14 protein-coding genes are annotated in these 19028 nt (G+C 37.7%); 8 read left to right on the top strand and 6 right to left on the bottom strand.

Going from position 1 to position 19028, the window contains the following annotated elements; translation table 11 throughout:
• Nucleotides 1-50 precede the first annotated feature (50 nt).
• A complete protein-coding gene (gene apbC / locus AC27E9_RS12060; RefSeq protein ID WP_487130499.1) occupies nt 51-1130 on the bottom strand; it encodes an iron-sulfur cluster carrier protein ApbC in 1080 nt (359 codons plus the stop codon).
• A 161-nt stretch (nt 1131-1291) separates the two neighbouring features.
• Here apbC and metG point away from each other — a divergent pair, with 161 nt between their 5' ends.
• The 5 genes from metG to AC27E9_RS12035 all read left to right on the top strand — a co-directional run bounded on the left by metG (nt 1292) and on the right by AC27E9_RS12035 (nt 7972).
• Nucleotides 1292-3412, top strand: coding sequence for a methionine--tRNA ligase (metG, locus tag AC27E9_RS12055; RefSeq protein WP_487130497.1), 2121 nt, complete (start codon nt 1292-1294; stop codon nt 3410-3412).
• Nucleotides 3413-3656: 244 nt separating this feature from the next.
• The gene (locus tag AC27E9_RS12050; RefSeq protein WP_487130496.1) at nt 3657-5780 is read left to right on the top strand and encodes a cation:dicarboxylate symporter family transporter; all 2124 of its coding nucleotides are present in this window, start codon (nt 3657-3659) and stop codon (nt 5778-5780) included.
• A 45-nt stretch (nt 5781-5825) separates the two neighbouring features.
• Nucleotides 5826-6263 carry an Rcs stress response system protein RcsF gene (gene rcsF, locus AC27E9_RS12045; RefSeq protein ID WP_487130494.1) on the top strand — a complete coding sequence of 146 codons (438 nt, stop codon included), beginning with the start codon at nt 5826-5828 and terminating at the stop codon, nt 6261-6263.
• Entirely contained in the window at nt 6256-6981 is a 726-nt protein-coding gene (tsaA, locus tag AC27E9_RS12040) for a tRNA (N6-threonylcarbamoyladenosine(37)-N6)-methyltransferase TrmO (RefSeq protein ID WP_487130492.1), read from the top strand. Before rcsF ends, tsaA begins: the two co-directional genes overlap by 8 nt.
• Nucleotides 6982-7072: 91 nt before the next feature.
• Nucleotides 7073-7972 carry a DMT family transporter gene (locus AC27E9_RS12035; protein ID WP_487130490.1) on the top strand — a complete coding sequence of 300 codons (900 nt, stop codon included), beginning with the start codon at nt 7073-7075 and terminating at the stop codon, nt 7970-7972.
• Between the two features lie 115 nt (nt 7973-8087).
• Here the strand turns inward: AC27E9_RS12035 and AC27E9_RS12030 are convergent, their stop codons facing one another.
• The 3 genes from AC27E9_RS12030 to AC27E9_RS12020 all read right to left on the bottom strand — a co-directional run bounded on the left by AC27E9_RS12030 (nt 8088) and on the right by AC27E9_RS12020 (nt 11081).
• Entirely contained in the window at nt 8088-9371 is a 1284-nt protein-coding gene (locus AC27E9_RS12030) for a metal-dependent hydrolase family protein (protein WP_487130747.1), read from the bottom strand.
• A 217-nt stretch (nt 9372-9588) separates the two neighbouring features.
• Entirely contained in the window at nt 9589-10083 is a 495-nt protein-coding gene (locus tag AC27E9_RS12025; RefSeq protein ID WP_487130488.1) for an FKBP-type peptidyl-prolyl cis-trans isomerase, read from the bottom strand.
• 110 nt (nt 10084-10193) lie between these two features.
• Entirely contained in the window at nt 10194-11081 is an 888-nt protein-coding gene (locus tag AC27E9_RS12020; protein ID WP_487130486.1) for a DMT family transporter, read from the bottom strand.
• Between the two features lie 208 nt (nt 11082-11289).
• Here AC27E9_RS12020 and AC27E9_RS12015 point away from each other — a divergent pair, with 208 nt between their 5' ends.
• The 3 genes from AC27E9_RS12015 (at nt 11290) to AC27E9_RS12005 (ending at nt 14813) form a co-directional block, all read left to right on the top strand.
• On the top strand, nt 11290-11826 hold the full coding sequence (locus AC27E9_RS12015; RefSeq protein WP_487130484.1) for an SRPBCC domain-containing protein: 537 nt from the start codon (nt 11290-11292) through the stop codon (nt 11824-11826).
• Between the two features lie 72 nt (nt 11827-11898).
• Nucleotides 11899-12651, top strand: coding sequence for an MBL fold metallo-hydrolase (locus AC27E9_RS12010; protein WP_487130482.1), 753 nt, complete (start codon nt 11899-11901; stop codon nt 12649-12651).
• Between the two features lie 716 nt (nt 12652-13367).
• Complete coding sequence (locus AC27E9_RS12005; RefSeq protein ID WP_487130480.1) at nt 13368-14813, top strand: MBL fold metallo-hydrolase; 1446 nt, start codon at nt 13368-13370, stop codon at nt 14811-14813.
• 67 nt (nt 14814-14880) lie between these two features.
• Here AC27E9_RS12005 and AC27E9_RS12000 read toward each other — a convergent pair whose 3' ends face one another.
• Nucleotides 14881-16713 carry a winged helix-turn-helix domain-containing protein gene (locus tag AC27E9_RS12000; RefSeq protein ID WP_487130478.1) on the bottom strand — a complete coding sequence of 611 codons (1833 nt, stop codon included), beginning with the start codon at nt 16711-16713 and terminating at the stop codon, nt 14881-14883.
• Between the two features lie 210 nt (nt 16714-16923).
• Nucleotides 16924-19023, bottom strand: coding sequence for an FAD-binding oxidoreductase (locus AC27E9_RS11995; RefSeq protein ID WP_487130476.1), 2100 nt, complete (start codon nt 19021-19023; stop codon nt 16924-16926).
• Nucleotides 19024-19028: the final 5 nt, after the last annotated feature.

Here is a 19028-nt window from a genome sequence, read left to right as displayed (position 1 = left end):
GGCTGATGCGACCATTTAACTAGTAATTATGCAGTGATTCTTTTGCAGTGCTATACCTCAACCACATTCGCAGTTGTTGGGCTACGCATATCAAGTTGATAAAAGCTTTGCGCTGCAACATTTCGTGCTATTTTACGATAGAGCTGAGCCAATTCGCCAGCGCTATCTTCATTTATTAAACAACTACCACTGTCAGCCTCTTCTCGAATGCGAATATCTAATGGTAACTGGCCTAATAATTTTGTTTTAGCAGTATTAGCGATACGTTCACCACCACCTTCACCAAATAAATGAGCATGGTGGCCACAGTTATCACATTGGTGATAACTCATATTTTCAATAATTCCCAAGACAGGCAGTTTAACTTGCTCAAACATCGCCATACCTTTTACTGCATCGACTAAGGCAATATCTTGTGGTGTGGTAATAACGAGCGCACCTGCAACAGGTACTTGTTGAGCTAACGTTAATTGAATATCACCAGTACCAGGCGGCATATCTACAATTAAATAATCTAATTCAGGCCAGTCAGTTTCATTAAGCAACTGTGAAAATGCTCGACTTGCCATTGGCCCACGCCAAACGGTTGCGTTAGCATCATCAACTAAAAAACCTATCGACATTGCCGTTAAATTGTTGGATTCAAGTGGAGTGATCAGTTTACCGTCACTTGAGGTTGGCTTTTCTCCTTTTAAACCCAACATAGTTGGGATTGAAGGGCCATAAATATCAGCGTCTAAAATACCAACATTACACCCCTCTGCTATTAAGCCATAGGCTAGATTCACCGCGGTAGTAGACTTCCCCACCCCGCCCTTACCTGACGAAATAGCAATAATATTTTTAACACCCTTAATAGCATGTTGTCTGACAGGCTCAATTTGGTATTGAATATCAAAATGAATAGGTAAGTTAATCAATGCCGTTAATTGTTCAGCAATTTCATTCAACTCTCCGTCACACGGAAATGGCAACTGTGCAGTAATTACTATTTCGTCTTTAATGGTACTCATGCTAATTGATTGACTTACTGATAAAAAACCAGCCGGAAATGAGTCAGAACGATAAGCAACAAGAAAATTACTAATTGCCTGCTGAGTTTCGGCAGAAGTGTCATTTTTAGAAAACATATTTTTAGTAAACTTATTTTTTGATAAAAAACTTGAGAACATTTTTAAAACGCGTTTTATCTAACCTTTTATCACATAAAGGCGATAATTCTTAATGAAAAGTAATGACAAATTCTGTACCATTCACCGCATAATTACCACCAATAATATGTAAACTTTATATGTCTGTATCAAAGTCATCTGTATCATCAGCAGATAAACGTAAAATTTTAGTTACTTGTGCCCTTCCTTACGCCAACGGTTCAATTCACCTTGGTCATTTATTAGAGCATATTCAAACCGATATTTGGGTTCGCTTCCAACGTATGCGTGGTCATGAAACTTACTTTGTATGTGCAGATGATGCCCATGGCACACCTATCATGCTAAAAGCACAAGAACTTGGTGTTACGCCTGAAGAGATGATCGCCGGTGTTCGTGACGAACACATGGCTGACTTTGCCGATTTTCATATTAGCTTTGATAACTATCATTCAACACATAGTGACGAAAACAAAGCTTTTGCCGAAGAAATTTATAATCGTTTGCATGCTAAAGGTCATATAAAAACACGCACTATTTCGCAGTTATACGACCCAGAAAAAGGTATGTTTTTACCAGATCGCTTCGTAAAAGGTACATGTCCAAAATGTAAGAGCGAAGACCAGAACGGTGATAGCTGTGATAACTGTGGTGAAACGTACTCACCTACTGAAGTATTAAATCCGCGTTCAGTGGTTTCAGGTGCTACACCAGTTTTACGTGACTCAGAACACTATTTCTTCGACTTACCAGCTTTTGGCGAAATGTTACAAGAATGGACACGCAGTGGCTCACTACAAGAAGAAATGGCAAACAAGCTAGGCGAGTGGTTTGAGTCTGGTTTACAGCAATGGGATATCAGTCGTGATGCGCCATATTTTGGCTTTGAGATCCCAAATGCCCCAGGTAAGTATTTTTATGTTTGGTTAGACGCGCCTATTGGTTACATGGGTAGTTTTAAAAACCTTTGTGATAAAACAGGCATCGACTTTGATGCTTTCTGGAAATTAGATTCAGACGCTGAGCTTTACCACTTCATCGGTAAAGATATTATTTACTTCCACAGTTTATTTTGGCCAGCAATGCTAGAAGGCGCAGGTTATAGAAAACCAACATCTGTATATGCGCACGGTTTTGTGACCGTAAATGGCGCTAAAATGTCTAAGTCTAAAGGGACTTTTATTAAGGGCCGTACTTATTTAGAGCATTTAAATCCAGAATATTTACGCTATTACTACGCAGCAAAATTAACCAGCCGCATTGATGACTTAGACTTAAATTTGGAAGACTTTGCTCAACGCGTTAATTCTGACTTAGTGGGTAAAGTAGTTAATATCGCTTCTCGTTGTGCTAGCTTTATTACCAAACGTTTCGACGGCATGTTGTCTACAAACATTGATGACCAAGCCTTAGCTGATGAAGTAATGGCTGCGGGTGATAGTATTGCCGCACATTATGAGTCTCGTGACTTTGGTCGTGGAATGCGTGAAATCATGGCGTTGGCTGATAAAGTAAACGAATACATCGCCGTGAAAGAACCTTGGCAGTTAGTGAAAGACGAAACTAAGCAGCAAGAAGTACAAGATATCTGTTCATTAGGTATCAACATGTTCCGTACCTTAATGATTTATTTAAAGCCTGTGCTTCCGGTTTTAGCCGACAGCACGGCAGCATTTTTAAATGATGAATTAATTTGGGAAGGTCATAAAACGTTATTAACAGATCATAAGATTAATAAGTTTAAAGCCCTACTTCAGCGTGTTGATATGGATAAAGTCAATGCTATGACTGATGCGTCTAAAGAAAACTTATCAAGCAAAGCAGAAGAAACTAAAGCGAAAAAAGCAGATAAGAAAAAATCTAAAAAGTCAGAGCCAAAGCAAGAACTTACTGGCAAGCCATTAGTTGATGACCCTATTTCAGAAGAAATTCAGTTTGATGACTTCGCAAAAATTGATTTGCGTATTGTTAAAATTGTTAATGCTGAACATGTTGAAAAAGCCGATAAACTTCTAAAATTAACTTTATCTCTTGATAGCGAAGAAGGTGGTGAAACACGCCAAGTATTTGCAGGTATCAAGTCAGCTTACCAACCTGAAGATTTAATTGGTAAGCATACCGTTATGGTTGCTAACTTAGCACCACGTAAGATGCGCTTTGGTATGTCAGAAGGCATGGTACTAGCGGCAGGACCAGGTGGCAAAGATCTTTGGATTTTAAACCCTGATGACGGCGCACAACCAGGCATGCGTGTTAAATAATTAACTGACATTCATCTAGCAATATAGGCAAACCTTTACGCGAGTTCAGGTTTGCTTTTTTATATGCAGGAATTAGATTGCGAGCAGATAAAAAATTAATAAATAATATGGGCTTAAATACAATTAAAGTCTCAGTTTCGCTCTATTCAAAATAAGCCATTAGCAATCTTGCATCTATATATTTTATTCACTTTACTATAATGTACAAAGTAATAACTCAAATAAGACATAACCTTAGCTGAAAATGAGTAAATTTAAACTTAGTCAAATTCCATTATCTGCGCGCATTATTGTTGCTATGACTATTGGCCTTATTATTGGAAGCCTTGGTTCACCACTTTTCTCAACCGTAAACCATTTAGCAAATGCCTTTGTAATGCTATTACAAATGACAGCACTGCCTTATATTTCCTTATCTTTAATGGTGGGGATTGGAAGCTTATCTGCAAGCAAAGCGAAATCAGCTTTAAAAAGTAGTGTGATATTAACCATGCTACTTATCAGCGTAATGTTATGCTTTATTCTTATCGCACCTTTATCATTCCCAAACTGGCAAACAGCTGAATTTTACAGTGCCAATACCATTAAGGTCAGCCAAGAGTTCAATTTAATTACCTTATTTATTCCGTCGAATCCTTTTAATGCTTTTGCAAATGCCATTATCCCTTCCGTGGTCCTCTTTAGTGTTTTTATTGGGGTTGGTTTAATGCCAATAAAAAATAAACGGCAAACCTTAAGCGTGCTCAATAATTTACAGCAATCTGTTAGCAATATCAGTAACCTTGTGATGCGCTTTGCTCCCATTGGCGTATTTTGTATCGGTTGGCGAGCAGCTTCCACACTTGATGCTTCTCAGCTGGATGGTTTAATGATTTATGTCGCCAGTGCTTTAGTACTCGTTGCCCTACTTTCTTTCGTTGTATTCCCTGCAATTTTAGCCACGATTACCCCTTTTAGTTATCGCGAAGTTTTAAAAGCTTCCCGAGAAGCCATGATCACTGCGTTTGCTACTGGCAGCTTTTTTGTTGTTATTCCTATTATTGTTGAAAAAACTAAGCACCTCATTGCAACGCAATATCCACAAACAGCCAATGCCGATAAAATATCAGACGTTATTGTGCCGATAAGTTTTAGCATGCCCGTAGGTGGTAAATTACTAGCATTACTGTTTGTACTATTTGCGGCGTGGTTTTCTGGCGCATACATTAGCTTTGAAGACTACCTGCAACTCATTGTCATTGGTATTCCACAGTTATTTGGTACTAGCACTTTAGCAATGCAAAATTTATTGGAGTTATTCAATGTTTCGGGTGCAATGTTTGACTTCTTTATTGTCGCTGAGAACTTAGCCGTTGGTCGTTTATCAGCACTATTATCAGTGACTTTTGCTAGTTGTTTACCATTGCTCGTCGCAACCAGCATGGCAAAAGCTTTTCGTATTAAAAAAATTACGCTAATAAAGAATTTGGCTTTTATTCCGGTGCTGTCTGTTGTGGCATTTATTAGTCTCAAGTTTGCATTTAGTTCAATAAGTTACCAATACCAAGGTTATAGTAAATTTATCGAGCGTGATTTTTTAATGGAAAACGTAACCAGCAAATATTTAGATAAACCTGACGCATTCAGTACCACAGCTCAACCATTCACAGGTGTTCTTGAACGTATTAAACAACGCGGCTTTATTCGGGTTGGTTATTTTCGAGATGACCTACCTTATTCATTTCATAATAATGATGGCAAACTTGTTGGTTTCGATATTGAAATAATGAATCAATTAGCGATAGATTTAAATGTTGATATTGAGTTCGTAAAAATCTTTCATAATCAAGCAAAGCCATTGCTTGAGTCAGGCTATTTAGATATTACTTCTGGTGTTCCTGTTATTCCTGACAATATGGCTCAATTCACTTTAACAATGCCTTATAGCACTCAAAATATTGCGATTGTTGTAAAGGATAAACGACGAGCAGAATTTACTGATTGGGATACCATATTACAACGTGAAGATTTAACGTTAGGGATCCCTGAGACCTTTTTCTATAAAAAAGCGGTAGCTCGCAACTTTACCAAAGGCAAAGCTTGGGAAATTTCAACACCAAGATTATTCTTCAAGAGCGAATTCGAACATATAGATGCAATGATATACGGCGCTGCAGCATCCTCAGCTTGGACATTACTTAACCCTGACTACACCGTGGTTGTACCAAAACCTGAACTTGCGCCTTTGTTTATGGCATTTCCAATTAATAAAGATGATCATGCCTTTGAACTATTTATGCGAAATTGGATCTCAATGAAACAACAAAGCAAAACTATAGATAAACTCTTCAATTATTGGATTGAGGGTAATTCCAGCTTAGCAAATTAAACTCTAATGCTTCATCATAGAGCTACAGATAAGAATCGACTTAAAATGACTTTAAAAGCAATGACTAAAACAAAGCAATTATTTACCAAACGTAACACTAGCTGTTTGATAGCCACATTAATATTTACCACTGGTTGTGCAAAAATTAATGATATATCCACTAATTTAGATCGCGATAACTTCAAACATTATTTTTCGCCAACAAAAGTGAAAATTGTTGAAAGCGAAAAGGACTTCTCTGGCAAGTTTAAATTTGTCGGCTTGGTTGAAGGTGAATCGTGTCAGGAAAAAGCGCATCATGCTGCCCCAAATGAAATTGATGCTCGCACAGAAGCAAGACGTAACGCCTATGAGTTAGAGGCGAACGCCATAATTTTTAGTCAATGTGTGATGATAGAGTCAGATCAGGCAGCAAAATACTGTGTTGCTTCAACAGTTTGTTATGGACGCGCTTACCAGGTTGAACAAACAAACAATGACTAATAACGTTAACTTTGATGTTATTGGCACTATAGTTTCCCCATACAAAGAAAAGTTTGCGATACCACGTCAACCCGGTATTGTTAGTGCCGCGCAAGGAAAAGTGATATTAAACGGTAGTGCAAATAACATGGATGCTGTGCGAGGTTTAGAGCAGTTTAGCCATATCTGGCTGCTTTTCGTTTTTCATGGCACACAAGATTTAGGCTGGAAACCTCTCGTGCGACCACCACGTTTAGGCGGTAACAAAAAGCTTGGTGTTTTTGCAACTCGCTCCACATTTCGGCCTAATCCTATTGGTATGTCAGTGGTTAAGCTCGATAAAATTGAACAACAAGGTTCGCAGGTCATCCTTCATATTAATGAATTAGATTTACTCGATGGCACGCCTATAGTCGATATTAAACCTTATGTTCCTTACGCTGATATTATTGATCATGCACAAGGTGGTTATGCACATCAACCACCAGAAACTAACATTAATGTCGAGTTTTCAGATGATGCAAAAACGATTTTAGCTAAAGTAGTTTCAGAGTATCCGACATTACAAAGTCTTGTTGAACAAGTGTTAAAACAAGATCCTCGCCCTGCCTATAAACAAAAAAGCATTGACGAAAAAGTCTACGGGATGACGTTATATGATTTTAATATTCAATGGCAGGTGGTGGGTGCTTCAACACTGCGGGTAATATCTATCAACATAACCAAAAATAAATCATAAATATAAGCATGTTGTCCGATTTTCGCGACTTTTCCAGTACCGCATATGTAATAGTGACACAGACTTTAAACCAACTCATTAAGGAAAAGTATTGAAAGGCTCAAATTCACATAATTACCAAGCAAGCATAGAGTTACTTTTACTAGCTTCTATTTGGGGTGCATCTTTTATGTTTATGCGGGTAGGTAGCCCCGAATTTGGCCCAGTTCTTTTTACAGCAATTAGAACAGCTATTGCCGCTATTTTTTTATTTAGCTGCTTAGTACTTTATAAACAAACGAATGCACTTAATGGTCGATGGCGACAAATATTTATTGTTGGAGCATTAAACACCGCAATACCATTTGTTTTATTTGGTTACGCAACTCTAACGCTTACTGCGGGCACCACATCGGTACTTAACGCCACAACTCCAATGTTCGGAGCTTTAGTGGCATATTTTTGGTTAAAAGATAAATTAACTTTCAGTGCAACAATTGGTTTATTGATTGGTTTTTTCGGGGTTTATTTATTAGTCTCTGAAAACCTGCACTTCACGAGTACCGAAACTCAAGGCAATAATGCTTTATTACCAACCTTAGCGGCAATGTTAGCAGCGCTTTGTTATGGTATTTCAGCGAATTATACTAAAAAGCATTTTACTAGCATAAAACCGTTGGCATTAGCTGCCGGCAGCCAAATTTCAGCGATGTTAATGTTATTACCTGTCAGTTTGTTTTTTATCCCCGAAAATGTCCCAAGCAATAATGCCATTTGGTCAGCATTGCTTATCGGTATTATCTGTACAGGGATAGCCTACATTTTATTTTTTCGCCTTATTGCACAGCTTGGTCCTGCAAAAGCAATTTCTGTCACTTATTTAATTCCGGCCTTTGGTATTTTATGGGGGGCATTATTTCTTGGAGAAACCATTAGTTTAACTATGTTGATTGGCGGTATAGTCATTTTACTTGGTGTAGCTCTCACCACTGGCGTCATTAAAAGAAAATAATACTTATTTCGCGAAGTACTGCATCCAATTATCGACGTATATAAAATAAATAAGCTAAAACAAGAAAAGGCTGTTATTACAGCCTTTTCTTGTTATCAGTCGCAAGATAAAAATACTATTGTTGCTTAACAACTTGTCCTGACTTCATAACAAAATCAACATCAAGTAGTTCATTAATATCATTTAGCGGACTTGCATCTGTGGCAATAATATCAGCAATTTTACCAACTTCTAAAGTGCCTAATGTTTTGCTTTTTCCTATTAAGTCAGCACCATGAATAGTCGCCGAGATAAGAATGTCTTGTGGTGTCATACCTGCTTCAAACATCAATTGCGCTTCCCTAGCATTAGTACCATGCTTTGAAACACCACTGTCAGTACCATAGGCTATTTTAACGCCTGACTTATAGGAGCGTTTAAAATTTTCAATCATGTCACCGCCAACCCGAATTGCCTTGGCTTTAATTTCAGGTGACATAAAATTGGTGGTTTTGGCTAAATTCACCACAGTATCACCTGCCATTAAGGTAGGTACTAAATAAGCACCACCTTTTTTAAACAGTTTAATACTTTCTTTATTGGCATAACTACCATGTTCAATACTATCAACGCCAGCTCGTAATGCCGCATTGATACCGGCGGCGGCATGGGCATGGCTCGCTACTTTTCGCCCTAATGCATGCGCGGTATCAACCACCTCTTTGATTTCATCATCCGCCATTTGTTGGCCGGTGCCAGTATCAGTGTCTGACAAAACACCACCTGTTGAAGTTATTTTAATGACATCTGCACCATATTTAATGGCATGACGTGTCGCTCGGCGACAATCATAAGGGCCATCACATACCGTTTCAGCTGTATTCATTTTCATTAAATCAGGTGCCATACCATCAACATCACCATGACCGCCGGTTACAGCAACACTAGTTCCCGCAGCAATAATTCTTGGCCCAAGTACCCAGCCGCGATTTATACCATCGCGTAAAGCAAACATTTGCTCTGCACTACTGCCTAAGTCTCGCACTGTGGTAAAACCTGCCATCAGGGTTTTCTTAGCAAAATAGGCACTTTTCATTAAAGTATCTGCGTCAGATAAGTTAACGGTTTCACTATCATTTTTAGGCCCCAGTTCACCTTGCAGATGTACATGCATATCCATTAGCCCGGGCATAACAAAACTTGATGATAAATCGATTAATTGCGCATCATCAGCAAAATCACTTGCGGCAGCAAAACCTGACTTAATTGCTGATATTTTGCCATCAGTGATCACTAACGTTTGTTGTTTGAGTGGCGCTTTACCTGCAGTAACAAGTAATTCCCCAGCATGAATAACGGAAGTATCTGCCAGCGCAGGTTGCGATAGTGCTGCACTAACCAATAGCGCAACCGATGTCATTGATGATTTTAAGGTATTCATTTGCCAAGCCTTATTGTTATTATTTAAGCAGAATAAAGACAATAACAGTATGACAAAAAAGGTTGCAAGAGAAATCGACAAACGGTGAATTTATTCAGCTCAATAACTGTGCAAACTAGTTTGAACTCTACTTAAATATTCCAACAATAAAAAAACCGGCTTATAGCCGGCTTAATAAGTTATGTTGCTATACAACTTAATGGTGATGACCGCCAACACCATGAGCATGGCCATGTTCAACTTCTTCAGCAGTTGCTTCACGTACATCAACAACTTCTAAATCAAAAGTTAAAACTTTACCCGCTAGCGGTGGGTTTATATCAACAGTAACCATAAACTTACCTGCTTTAACAACCGTAACCTGGCGTTGACCTGCATCAGTATTAACAACTGCGGTCATGCCCTTTTTCCACTTAGCACTAGGTGTAGGTAAACCTTGTAAATGTTTTACCGGCACACGTTGAATTGCATCATCTTGACGCTCACCGTAGGCATCTTCAGGTTGTAATGTTACTGAAAACTTATCACCAGTTTCTTTATCGGCCAAAGCGTTCTCAACACCAACCAACATGTTCTTATAACCGTGCAAATATGCAAGTGGGTCACCAGAATAAGAGTTTTCTAATTCAGCTCCTGCTTCATCTTTTAAGGTATAGTGAAACTGAACTACAGTTTTATCGGTAATCTTCATTTATCTTCCATCAATGGTTTTATTCAGCTGCATTTTAAATAACAACTATATTTGCTCGGGAGTTTAACAAATTACCAATAACCACACCACTGCCATTTAATACTGGGTATCTAGGTCCAAAGTAATAAAATAACAACGCTGGCAATGATTAAAAACATACCTACATACTCAATTGCTGATATTTTTTCTTTGAAGAAGCGATAAGTAATAAACAAGGTGATAAAAAACTCTACTTGCCCTAATGCTTTAACAAATGCTGCATTTTGTAAACTGGCGGCGGTAAACCAACCAATAGAGCCAATTACACTGGTAATACCGACAAATAAACACAAACGCCATTGAATGAACATTGTCAGTAATTGTTGCTTATCTTGAAAATAAATATAAATAAGTGACATTAATGATTGAACAGTGATCATAAACACTAAAGTAATAGCTGCACTTAACAGTAAATCAGTATTTAAGGCTAAACTTGATTGGCGGATCAGCAAAGTTGTGATCGCTAATCCTAAACCCGAAGCTAAGCCAAACCCTGCCCCGGGATTTTGAAAAACATCACTAAAAGTAAACTTCACTTTCGAAACAAGTAATACACCGACAACGCCAATAATCACTGAAATCCAACCTAGAATAGACATACTGGCTGAGAATAATAACGCCCCAACCACAGCCACTTGAATGGCTTCGGTTTTTGCTAAACTCGTCGCTACAGCAAAATTTCGGTACTTAAACGCGGCCACTAAACAGACAGTACCGATAATTTGCATAACACATGCAACAAGTGCATATTGCAAAAATTGAGAATTTAAATGGGGTAATGGCAATGCTCGGTAATCAAGCATCCACCATAAATATAACCACGCGAACGGCAAGGCATAGATATATCTAACACCTGTGGTTGCCATCGCATTTAAATGCGTTGTTAATTGCTTTTGCCCCGCGGTGCGAATAGCTTGCATCAATGCTGCGAGCAAGGTGAAGTAAATCCAAATGTCCAAAAAGATCTCAAATATCCAGCCAGTTAAGAGCAATATTGTATGGTCTACGCATAGGAAAAACTATAATCGAATTGGTATATTCAATATCCAATCCTTATATTTTTGATATCTTTGCTGCCGATATTATTTTAACTAGCTCTGTCGTTAGTGCCCTGCTACATTAGCCACTAACATTACAGCAATACCATAATTGCTAAGGGAAATTCTTATGCGCCTATTATTACTACTTTTACTTTTGCCATTTATTAGCGTTTCGCAAGTGATCGGAAGCGACAACCATGGTTTTCAATTAAAAATTGAAAGAGAAGTAAACGTCGATAAAGCCACGGCCTATCAACAATTCATTAATGTCGATCAATGGTGGAATGCTGACCATACATGGTTTGGTAATTCTGAAAAACTTTCTCTTGAACCTGTGGTTGGCGGCTGTTTTTGCGAAATTAACGGTGACAAGCAAGCGATGCACATGACTATTTCTTATGTTGAGCCAAATAACGAAATTAAGATGATTGGCGGTTTGGGACCATTACAAATGATGGGATTAAATGGTGGTATGTCATGGAAGTTTGATGCGATTGATGACAAACGCACAAAAATTACCTTTCATTATCAAGTGTCTGGTTATGTTAATGGTGGCTTAACCAAACTAGCACCAATTGTTGATCAGGTGCAGCGTCTGCAATTAACTCAGTTAGCCAATCTGCTTAATACTGGGAATGCTGACGGGACAGATACGGCACAATAACTGGTCTAACCTGTTGAGTTCTATTCCATAAAGAGGTAACTTAATTACACTTAATTTGCCTCAGCCCTTTTTATGAATAAACTGCATCACATAGATGGATATATAGAAACCATTCTGCTCGCTGAATATCCTGATAAATTTCTATTACTCGACGGTTGTTGTCGCGCAGACATTAGCATTATTGAAAACTTTATCTGCAACGAACGTCAGCGTTCAATGTCTGAACTCGAATTAATTGTCGTCACTCATATGCACCCAGATCATGCTGGAGCAGCACAAGCACTTCGAAAAAAATACGGTTGTAAAATTGCCACAGCTAATGTTGCGGGCCAATGGTACTCAGGCATAGACGGAAAACTTATGCACATTACCGACATGCTGCTAACTTGGTGGGTGGCAGGTAAAATGAAAAAGCCAAAACAACTGATTTATTACCCCAGCACTTTAACACCAGATTATTACCTAACGGATTGTCAAAACTTGCCTGGTTTTCCCGACTGGCAGGCGCATTTCACTCAAGGCCATACCGACCGCGATTTATCATTACAACATTTACCAACAGAACAAATATATGTTGCAGATTTAATGGTGAAAGTAAGAGGAAAGTTTATTCCCCCTTACCCAGTTTTCTATCCAAATCGCTATCGTCAGTCTTTGGCAAAAGTTAAAGCACTTAATGCTAAGTCATTGTTATTAGCTCATGGCGCAAAAGTGCAACTTAGCGAACAAGAATGGCAACACCTAATAGCACTAGCGCCAACTAAGCCAGTCACCCATTGGCGTTCGGTAAAAACTAAACTTAAACGCGTATTGTTCAACCGATAACGCTAAATACCATTGAGCGAAGCTCCCTAGCTTTGGTAAATCCAAGCTAGGAATGATTTAGACTCAGTCACATTGGTAAATTGAATAATTTTTTTACCTAATTTATCTGTAACTGCTACAGCATTTTTATTTACGGAAACTGCACGAACCGGTGATACGATCGAATACGTCGTACCTTGATATGTATAAGACATAATAAAACTCTCTTTATGTGCCACGGCACGCAATTGCGCCTAGCGGCTTAAACAACAAAAGCTATATTATTGTGATGTAGAACTTCTATATTTCTTGTTATGCAAGTATGAAAATTAACAACGTTCGCGGGCAAACGGCCCGAAAATTCAGACAATAATTTAAGCTTAATAAATTAAGTGATGACTAACTGTGAAAGGGAAAGACAAAACATGATTATTTAAAATAATCGGTTAGATAAACTAGATAAGGAATAAATAACCCACGCACTATAAGGTTAAAATATTAAAAAGTAAACTTTTTTAAATAGCAATAAAAAATTCACTTCAAAGGTAATCAATATATTAAACATTATTTGCACACCTTTAATGCAATTAAAACCAATTTAAATATCAACATTAATTCCTTACAAAGCAAAGTCTTAAACCTATCAAAAATCTATCATTACAAATAATACCTTTTTGATAAGACCTTTAAATTAACTTTTCATAATCTCTCACTTACTTATAACAAAGGAAATATCTATGAAAGTTAACTTAAAAAGCCATTTACGCAATTTTATAATTATCTTTATAACATTGCCTTTTACTCATGTAACTTGGGCAACGGAAGCTGAAGACTTTATCAATAAACTGAGAGTTCACTACAAAAGCGCGCCAAAACTCCAGGCATTTGCACTCAATTATCATTATTTGGGTAGTGTAGATTCTTATCAGACTTGGGATTATAAACTACCAGAAAGATACATAGCGTTGAGAATGGTTGAAATTGATTTGGCTAAAAAACATTTTTTCGAGAATGATATACATCACTTTCCTGATGGGAGAACATTTAATCGAGTACAATTTCAAAATGCTCAAGAAAGCCTTTTTTACGACAAGAATGGTATAAACCTAGGTAAACGTATAATCAAGCAGAGTATGGATACTTTCGATGAAATCAAAGGCCATATATTCACGAACATCGACTTTCTAGCGGTAAAACCTTTGTTAAATGAAACGAATATTACGGCCAATGTAAAACTTTTTCGCAATATTGAACGTAAAGAAATTACACTTTCTCATAACCTTTCGAGCAATAATGTTATCGACTATACTTTTACCAATATGCCGCTACAACTCGTGTCTATTCATAATAAAGAACAAGAAAAAACATTCACTTACAGTGACTATCAAACCAGCAACGGGATAACATTTGCACACGCTATAGCTAAGTATTTTAATGGTGCTAAAAAACCTAACTTTATACACCGTATTGACCAACTCCATATTATCGACAAAATTGATGCGTCAAAATTTAAAGTTCCACAAAAATTTGGTCCGATAATTCCGAAAAGTAATAGCACACTAACATCATCAAAAGTTGCTCCTAACCTTTACCTTATAACCAGTGTCTCAGGTCGGCGAAATAGCCTATTTACAGTGAATAATAACGAGATAACGCTTTTTGGCGCGGCAGTTAACGTAAAGTTAGCCAAAGAAACCATCGAACTCATAAACAAGCAATTCCCTACTAAGAAAGTCACTGCTATTTACGTTACACACCCTCACAGTGATCATATAGAAGGACTGTCAGTGTATGCGAAACTGGGCATGGTCATTTATGCAGACGCCTATAGTATTGAAGCAATAAAAGCCTTCCCTGACTTTTCTGCTGATATTAACAATTATAAATTTAAAGAAATTAAAGATGGACAAGTCATTGATGGAGTGCAGTTTTATATACTTGAGAGTAGCCATTCTAAACGAGAAAGCTTTGCTCACTTTTTTAATAGCAATATTATTTATCAAGCTGATTTACTGAGTATCGCATTCGATAATGAAATTGCTAATATTGTCCCCAATTCGACTAAAACTTTTATTGACTTTATTCGTCGAAAGCAACTCAAGTTCAAGAGGATTGTTAGTCATCATCATAATAGTAATATATCTGTCGAACTTATAAACAAAATTTACGACGCTAATATGTAGACAACTTCACATAATAGTTTAAAAGTAGAGAGCTTATAGCATTTAAATTAACTAACTTAAAAGCCAATTAAAGGCTAAGTAAGTGCAGTTTTGATTTATTAGTATTTCGCCAATGATCGGTCGCATTGTCATCAATGAATTGCGAATAAAAGTCGCAATTCACTTCTTGATCACACAACAGTAAAGCAACATCTAAACTTAATGTACGATTACCAGCGAGCTGGGCTAATTCGAAAGTACGTTGCGCATGATGAATCGTTTCACTTCGCTGTTGCTTAGCTTGTGCTAATAAAGTTTTGAGGTAAGTGTTGTTATAATTTTCCACTTCATCATTATCGATTAAAGCTTGTGCGTCTGTTAGTCTATTTTGCGCAATATAATACTGTATTAAATCCCTTCGACTATATTGTGCAACCCAATTTTCAGGAATTGATGCTGTAAGTTTAATCGCTTGCTTTAAGTGCGGCTCTTTCTCTGAGAATGTATCAGAAAATAGTGCATACCGATAAAATATCCTAGCAAAGTGATATGTAGGCAACTGGTATTGAGTTATCTTTTTTTCAGCTTGTTGCAAATAGAAATATTTATCTTCGTCCTTATTGTGTGCATGTGCCAACACAGCTAGGTAAATAATGGCATCTATTTCACCTTGCTTGTTATTCGCATAAAAGGCGTATTGCGCTGATTTTAATAAACTAGACTTTATCGCAGGGTAATTGTTTTGTTGGTTGTCTAACCAAGAGCGTGCATACCAAGCATCTGCTAAATGTGTTAAATCATTTATTTTTTCAAGTAGATTAATCGCTAAGGTTAACTTTTCAGCACTTAATTCATAAAGCTTTTTCTTTGTTAAAATTTTACTTTGATAAAGTAATGCTCTTCCCATGTGTTGTGAATCATTCTTAGATTGGGCAAGCGTAAAAAGCTTGTCTGCCATCGCCATCGATTTTTCAAGCTCATCAGTTTTATAGTAGCTAATACTCAATTTTCTCAAAACAATTAAATCATCTGGTGACGCTTGGTGAGCAATTGACAACTTAGCCTGCTTAACTTCAGGTGGTTGAGGCATGTTGATTAAATCGTAAATAACTCGCTGCTTTAAATGTTGTCGCAGTTTTGCGGTAACATCTTGTGTTGTTGAACCCGATAATTGCCCCTGCCAACTAGAAATGGGCCCCGTGATCTTAAAATCTATATAAATCTGCTGCTTATAATCACGAAGTTTTCCAGTTAGTATTAATGGATGCTTTTTTGATAATTCAGGGTATAAAACTTCCTGCATGTTTTCAAAAGTCTGTAAATCGACCTGCTTTAATTCAGTGAAATCAATCTCTTTACTGTCATGCAATATAAGATGTTTATGATGAGTTTCCCCTTCAAACTCAAGCATGGGTATATAAGCTAACTTTATCGGGACGCTAATACTTCCTTTGAGGGGCTGGCTCTGCCAAAACATCACGCTAAATATAATTAGGGTAACTAAAATTATTGCTGTAAACAGTCTAAAACGTCTATTTCGTATAACCGTTGTAAAACTTGCCGGTTGCTGAAGGGGTTGCTGTACTGGAAGCTGTTGATTACTTTGAGCATTGATCTTATCAACAAAGACTGTTTTTGTAGCAAGCTGCCATTGATAACCACGTTTAGGAAAGGTTTTAATCGCTTGATTACCAAACAGGTTTCTTAAGTTACTAATATTTTGAAAAACGACTTGTTCTGATACGACTTTATTTTTCCAAACACGGTTCAAAATTTCGTCCTTATTTAAAACCGTGTCAGAGTACTCAAGTAAAATTGCGAGAACTTTCGCTTCAGTATGACGAAGTGCCAACGCATCGCCGTTTTGGCTAAGTAATAAGCTTTCACTGTTAAATTCAAATTCATTAAATTGATAAAGCATTGTTTACTATATGACTTACATGTCTTGTCGATTTACATATCTTAACTTACTAATATGAAAATAGTATCGAAATTCAGACCAATAACATTCAAAATAAGATGAATTATAATCATTAAACCAACTTTACCGCACAACAAACGAACACTTAAAAGGCTCATGAGTTCGTTCAGCATTACTGTCGAGGCGCATTCAGCGCCCATAGCAAATTAACTACAAATCAAGAATTAATGTCTCCGTACCTTTTGCAGGCACAGCACAACAAATCAATGCTTCCTCACCAGTATGTTCTGCCGTTGGTTTCATTCTATAAGCAACTTTTCCCTTATTGAGCTTAACTTTACATGTACCACAGGCACCGGTTCGACAACCAAACTCAGGTAATACACCATGGGCTTCAGCCGTTTCAAGTAATGTACCGTCACTCTTCTGCCAGCGTTGCTCTAAGCCTGACTTAGCAAACGTTATTAATGTTTCTTCTGCTTCTTCCTGCTCCGCCTTTTTGGAATGAAGAGTATGTGAATAGCGAGTTATTGAAGCGGGGCCGAATGATTCAGCGAAAATTCGATGCTCAGATATTCCTAAATCATGCAATTTATTATACATATCTTGCATGAAAGCTGCAGGTCCGCATAAGTAGAAGTCGTAATCATCCAGCGGCAATATTTGCTGTAATGCTTGTATCGAAATTCGACTATCGCTATTAAAATCAACCCCCGATTTTTCTTCATGAGCCGGCGAAGTTATGAATGAATAGTATTTAATTTTACTTTTACTACTTCGTTGTAACTCATTCAATTGTTTAGAAAAAGCTCGTTGCTTGGTCGTTTTGGCGCTATGAAGAATAAACATTGGCCTTAAGTGACGGCGCCTTATGTTTTCATTATGAATATGTTGTGCCATAGAAATCATCGGAGTGATACCGACGCCACCAGCAATCAATACTGCTGGTCTTTCTTTTGAAGGGTCAATAAAAAATTCACCTCGAGGTGTTTTTAGCTCAATAACATCGCCAACTTTGATTAACTCATGAAGGTATTTCGACACTTTACCTTGACGTTCTTTTTTAACAGAAATACGGTAGTAGTTTTCATTGGGCGCTGAAGATACGGTATATGTGCGCATAATCTCCTTCGGTGTTTCTTCAGATACCTTTTCAGGTACAACTTTCAGAGTAATAAATTGCCCGGCTTCAAACGTTGGTACGGCAAGATTGTCGTTGGCTTCAAAATAAAAAGAGCGAATGTTTTCGCTTTCATCTGCTATTTTAGCAACCTTGAATGGGCGCCAAGTTTCTTTTAATTTTTCAGCTTCAATTAATGCCTTAGTTTCAGCCCAGTTCCCGGTTAGCAATGAATTGGGAGAAAAGTCACCTAATGTACTCCTAAAAGGTAAACCGTCGTATAATACTAAGCCGTGATCGAGGGTAAACTTCCAAGCACGCTCTGCCCCTTTAAATATTGATAGCTCTTTATCTAGCTCCCAAATAATTTCTACAGTACCCGTTAGCATATAGACATCGCCAGAGGTGAAATCAGTAAAAATAAGCCCTGCTTTAGGGTTAAGTAAAAAATTGCCTAATGTATTAAAATGGTAATTCCCCGAATAATCAGGAATGGTTAACGTATTACCGTCAACTTTGACAAACCCTGGCTTACCGCCACGATGAGAAACATCAACGCCTTCAATGTCTGGTCGATTTTTACTTTGTACAAAGCTCGAAACAAAAAAAGTATCAGCATTGCGTATAATGCCTGCTACTTTTGAAGAAATGGTGCTGAAAGCCATCGTTTTACTTAATTTACTAGATTGGTTGGGTTCTCGAATAAAATCAACACTGCGATGCTGTATATATTGCGGGCAATTACCAAATGACTGATCAACGGCAACGGAGAATTCTGTACTGTTCGTTTGAATTACACGACCGTTTAAACGGTTTCTTCTGCGCGTATGTAATTCAATACCAAGTAAACCAAGTGGCGCATCATCACGCTTAATATTTTTAGCCAGCGGATCACCACTAATGGCTTGATTTTTTATATCTAACCTTTTGGCTGTGGGTGATGAAATAAAGCCCGGGCGACCAGGTAAAATTGAAGCCCAAGGCCAGCCATCTTTATCAACACTACCAATAACCATAAATGGTAATTGCGCAAAAAATTCTCGGTGTTGGTCGGGCATAAAAGCACGAATGGCCCGTTGTCCAAACTTTTCCATAGCATCGCGCTTTCCTGTTCGAGATTGCAACTCCTGCTCACCTGCATGAAAAGGTGAAGGCACATTTACCCGCTGATTATGATCTTGGCTATTCATCTTAC

Source organism: Colwellia meonggei (assembly GCF_057537295.1).
The sequence above is the reverse complement of the archived record's forward strand: the minus strand, read 5'-3'. Positions and strand labels throughout refer to the sequence as shown.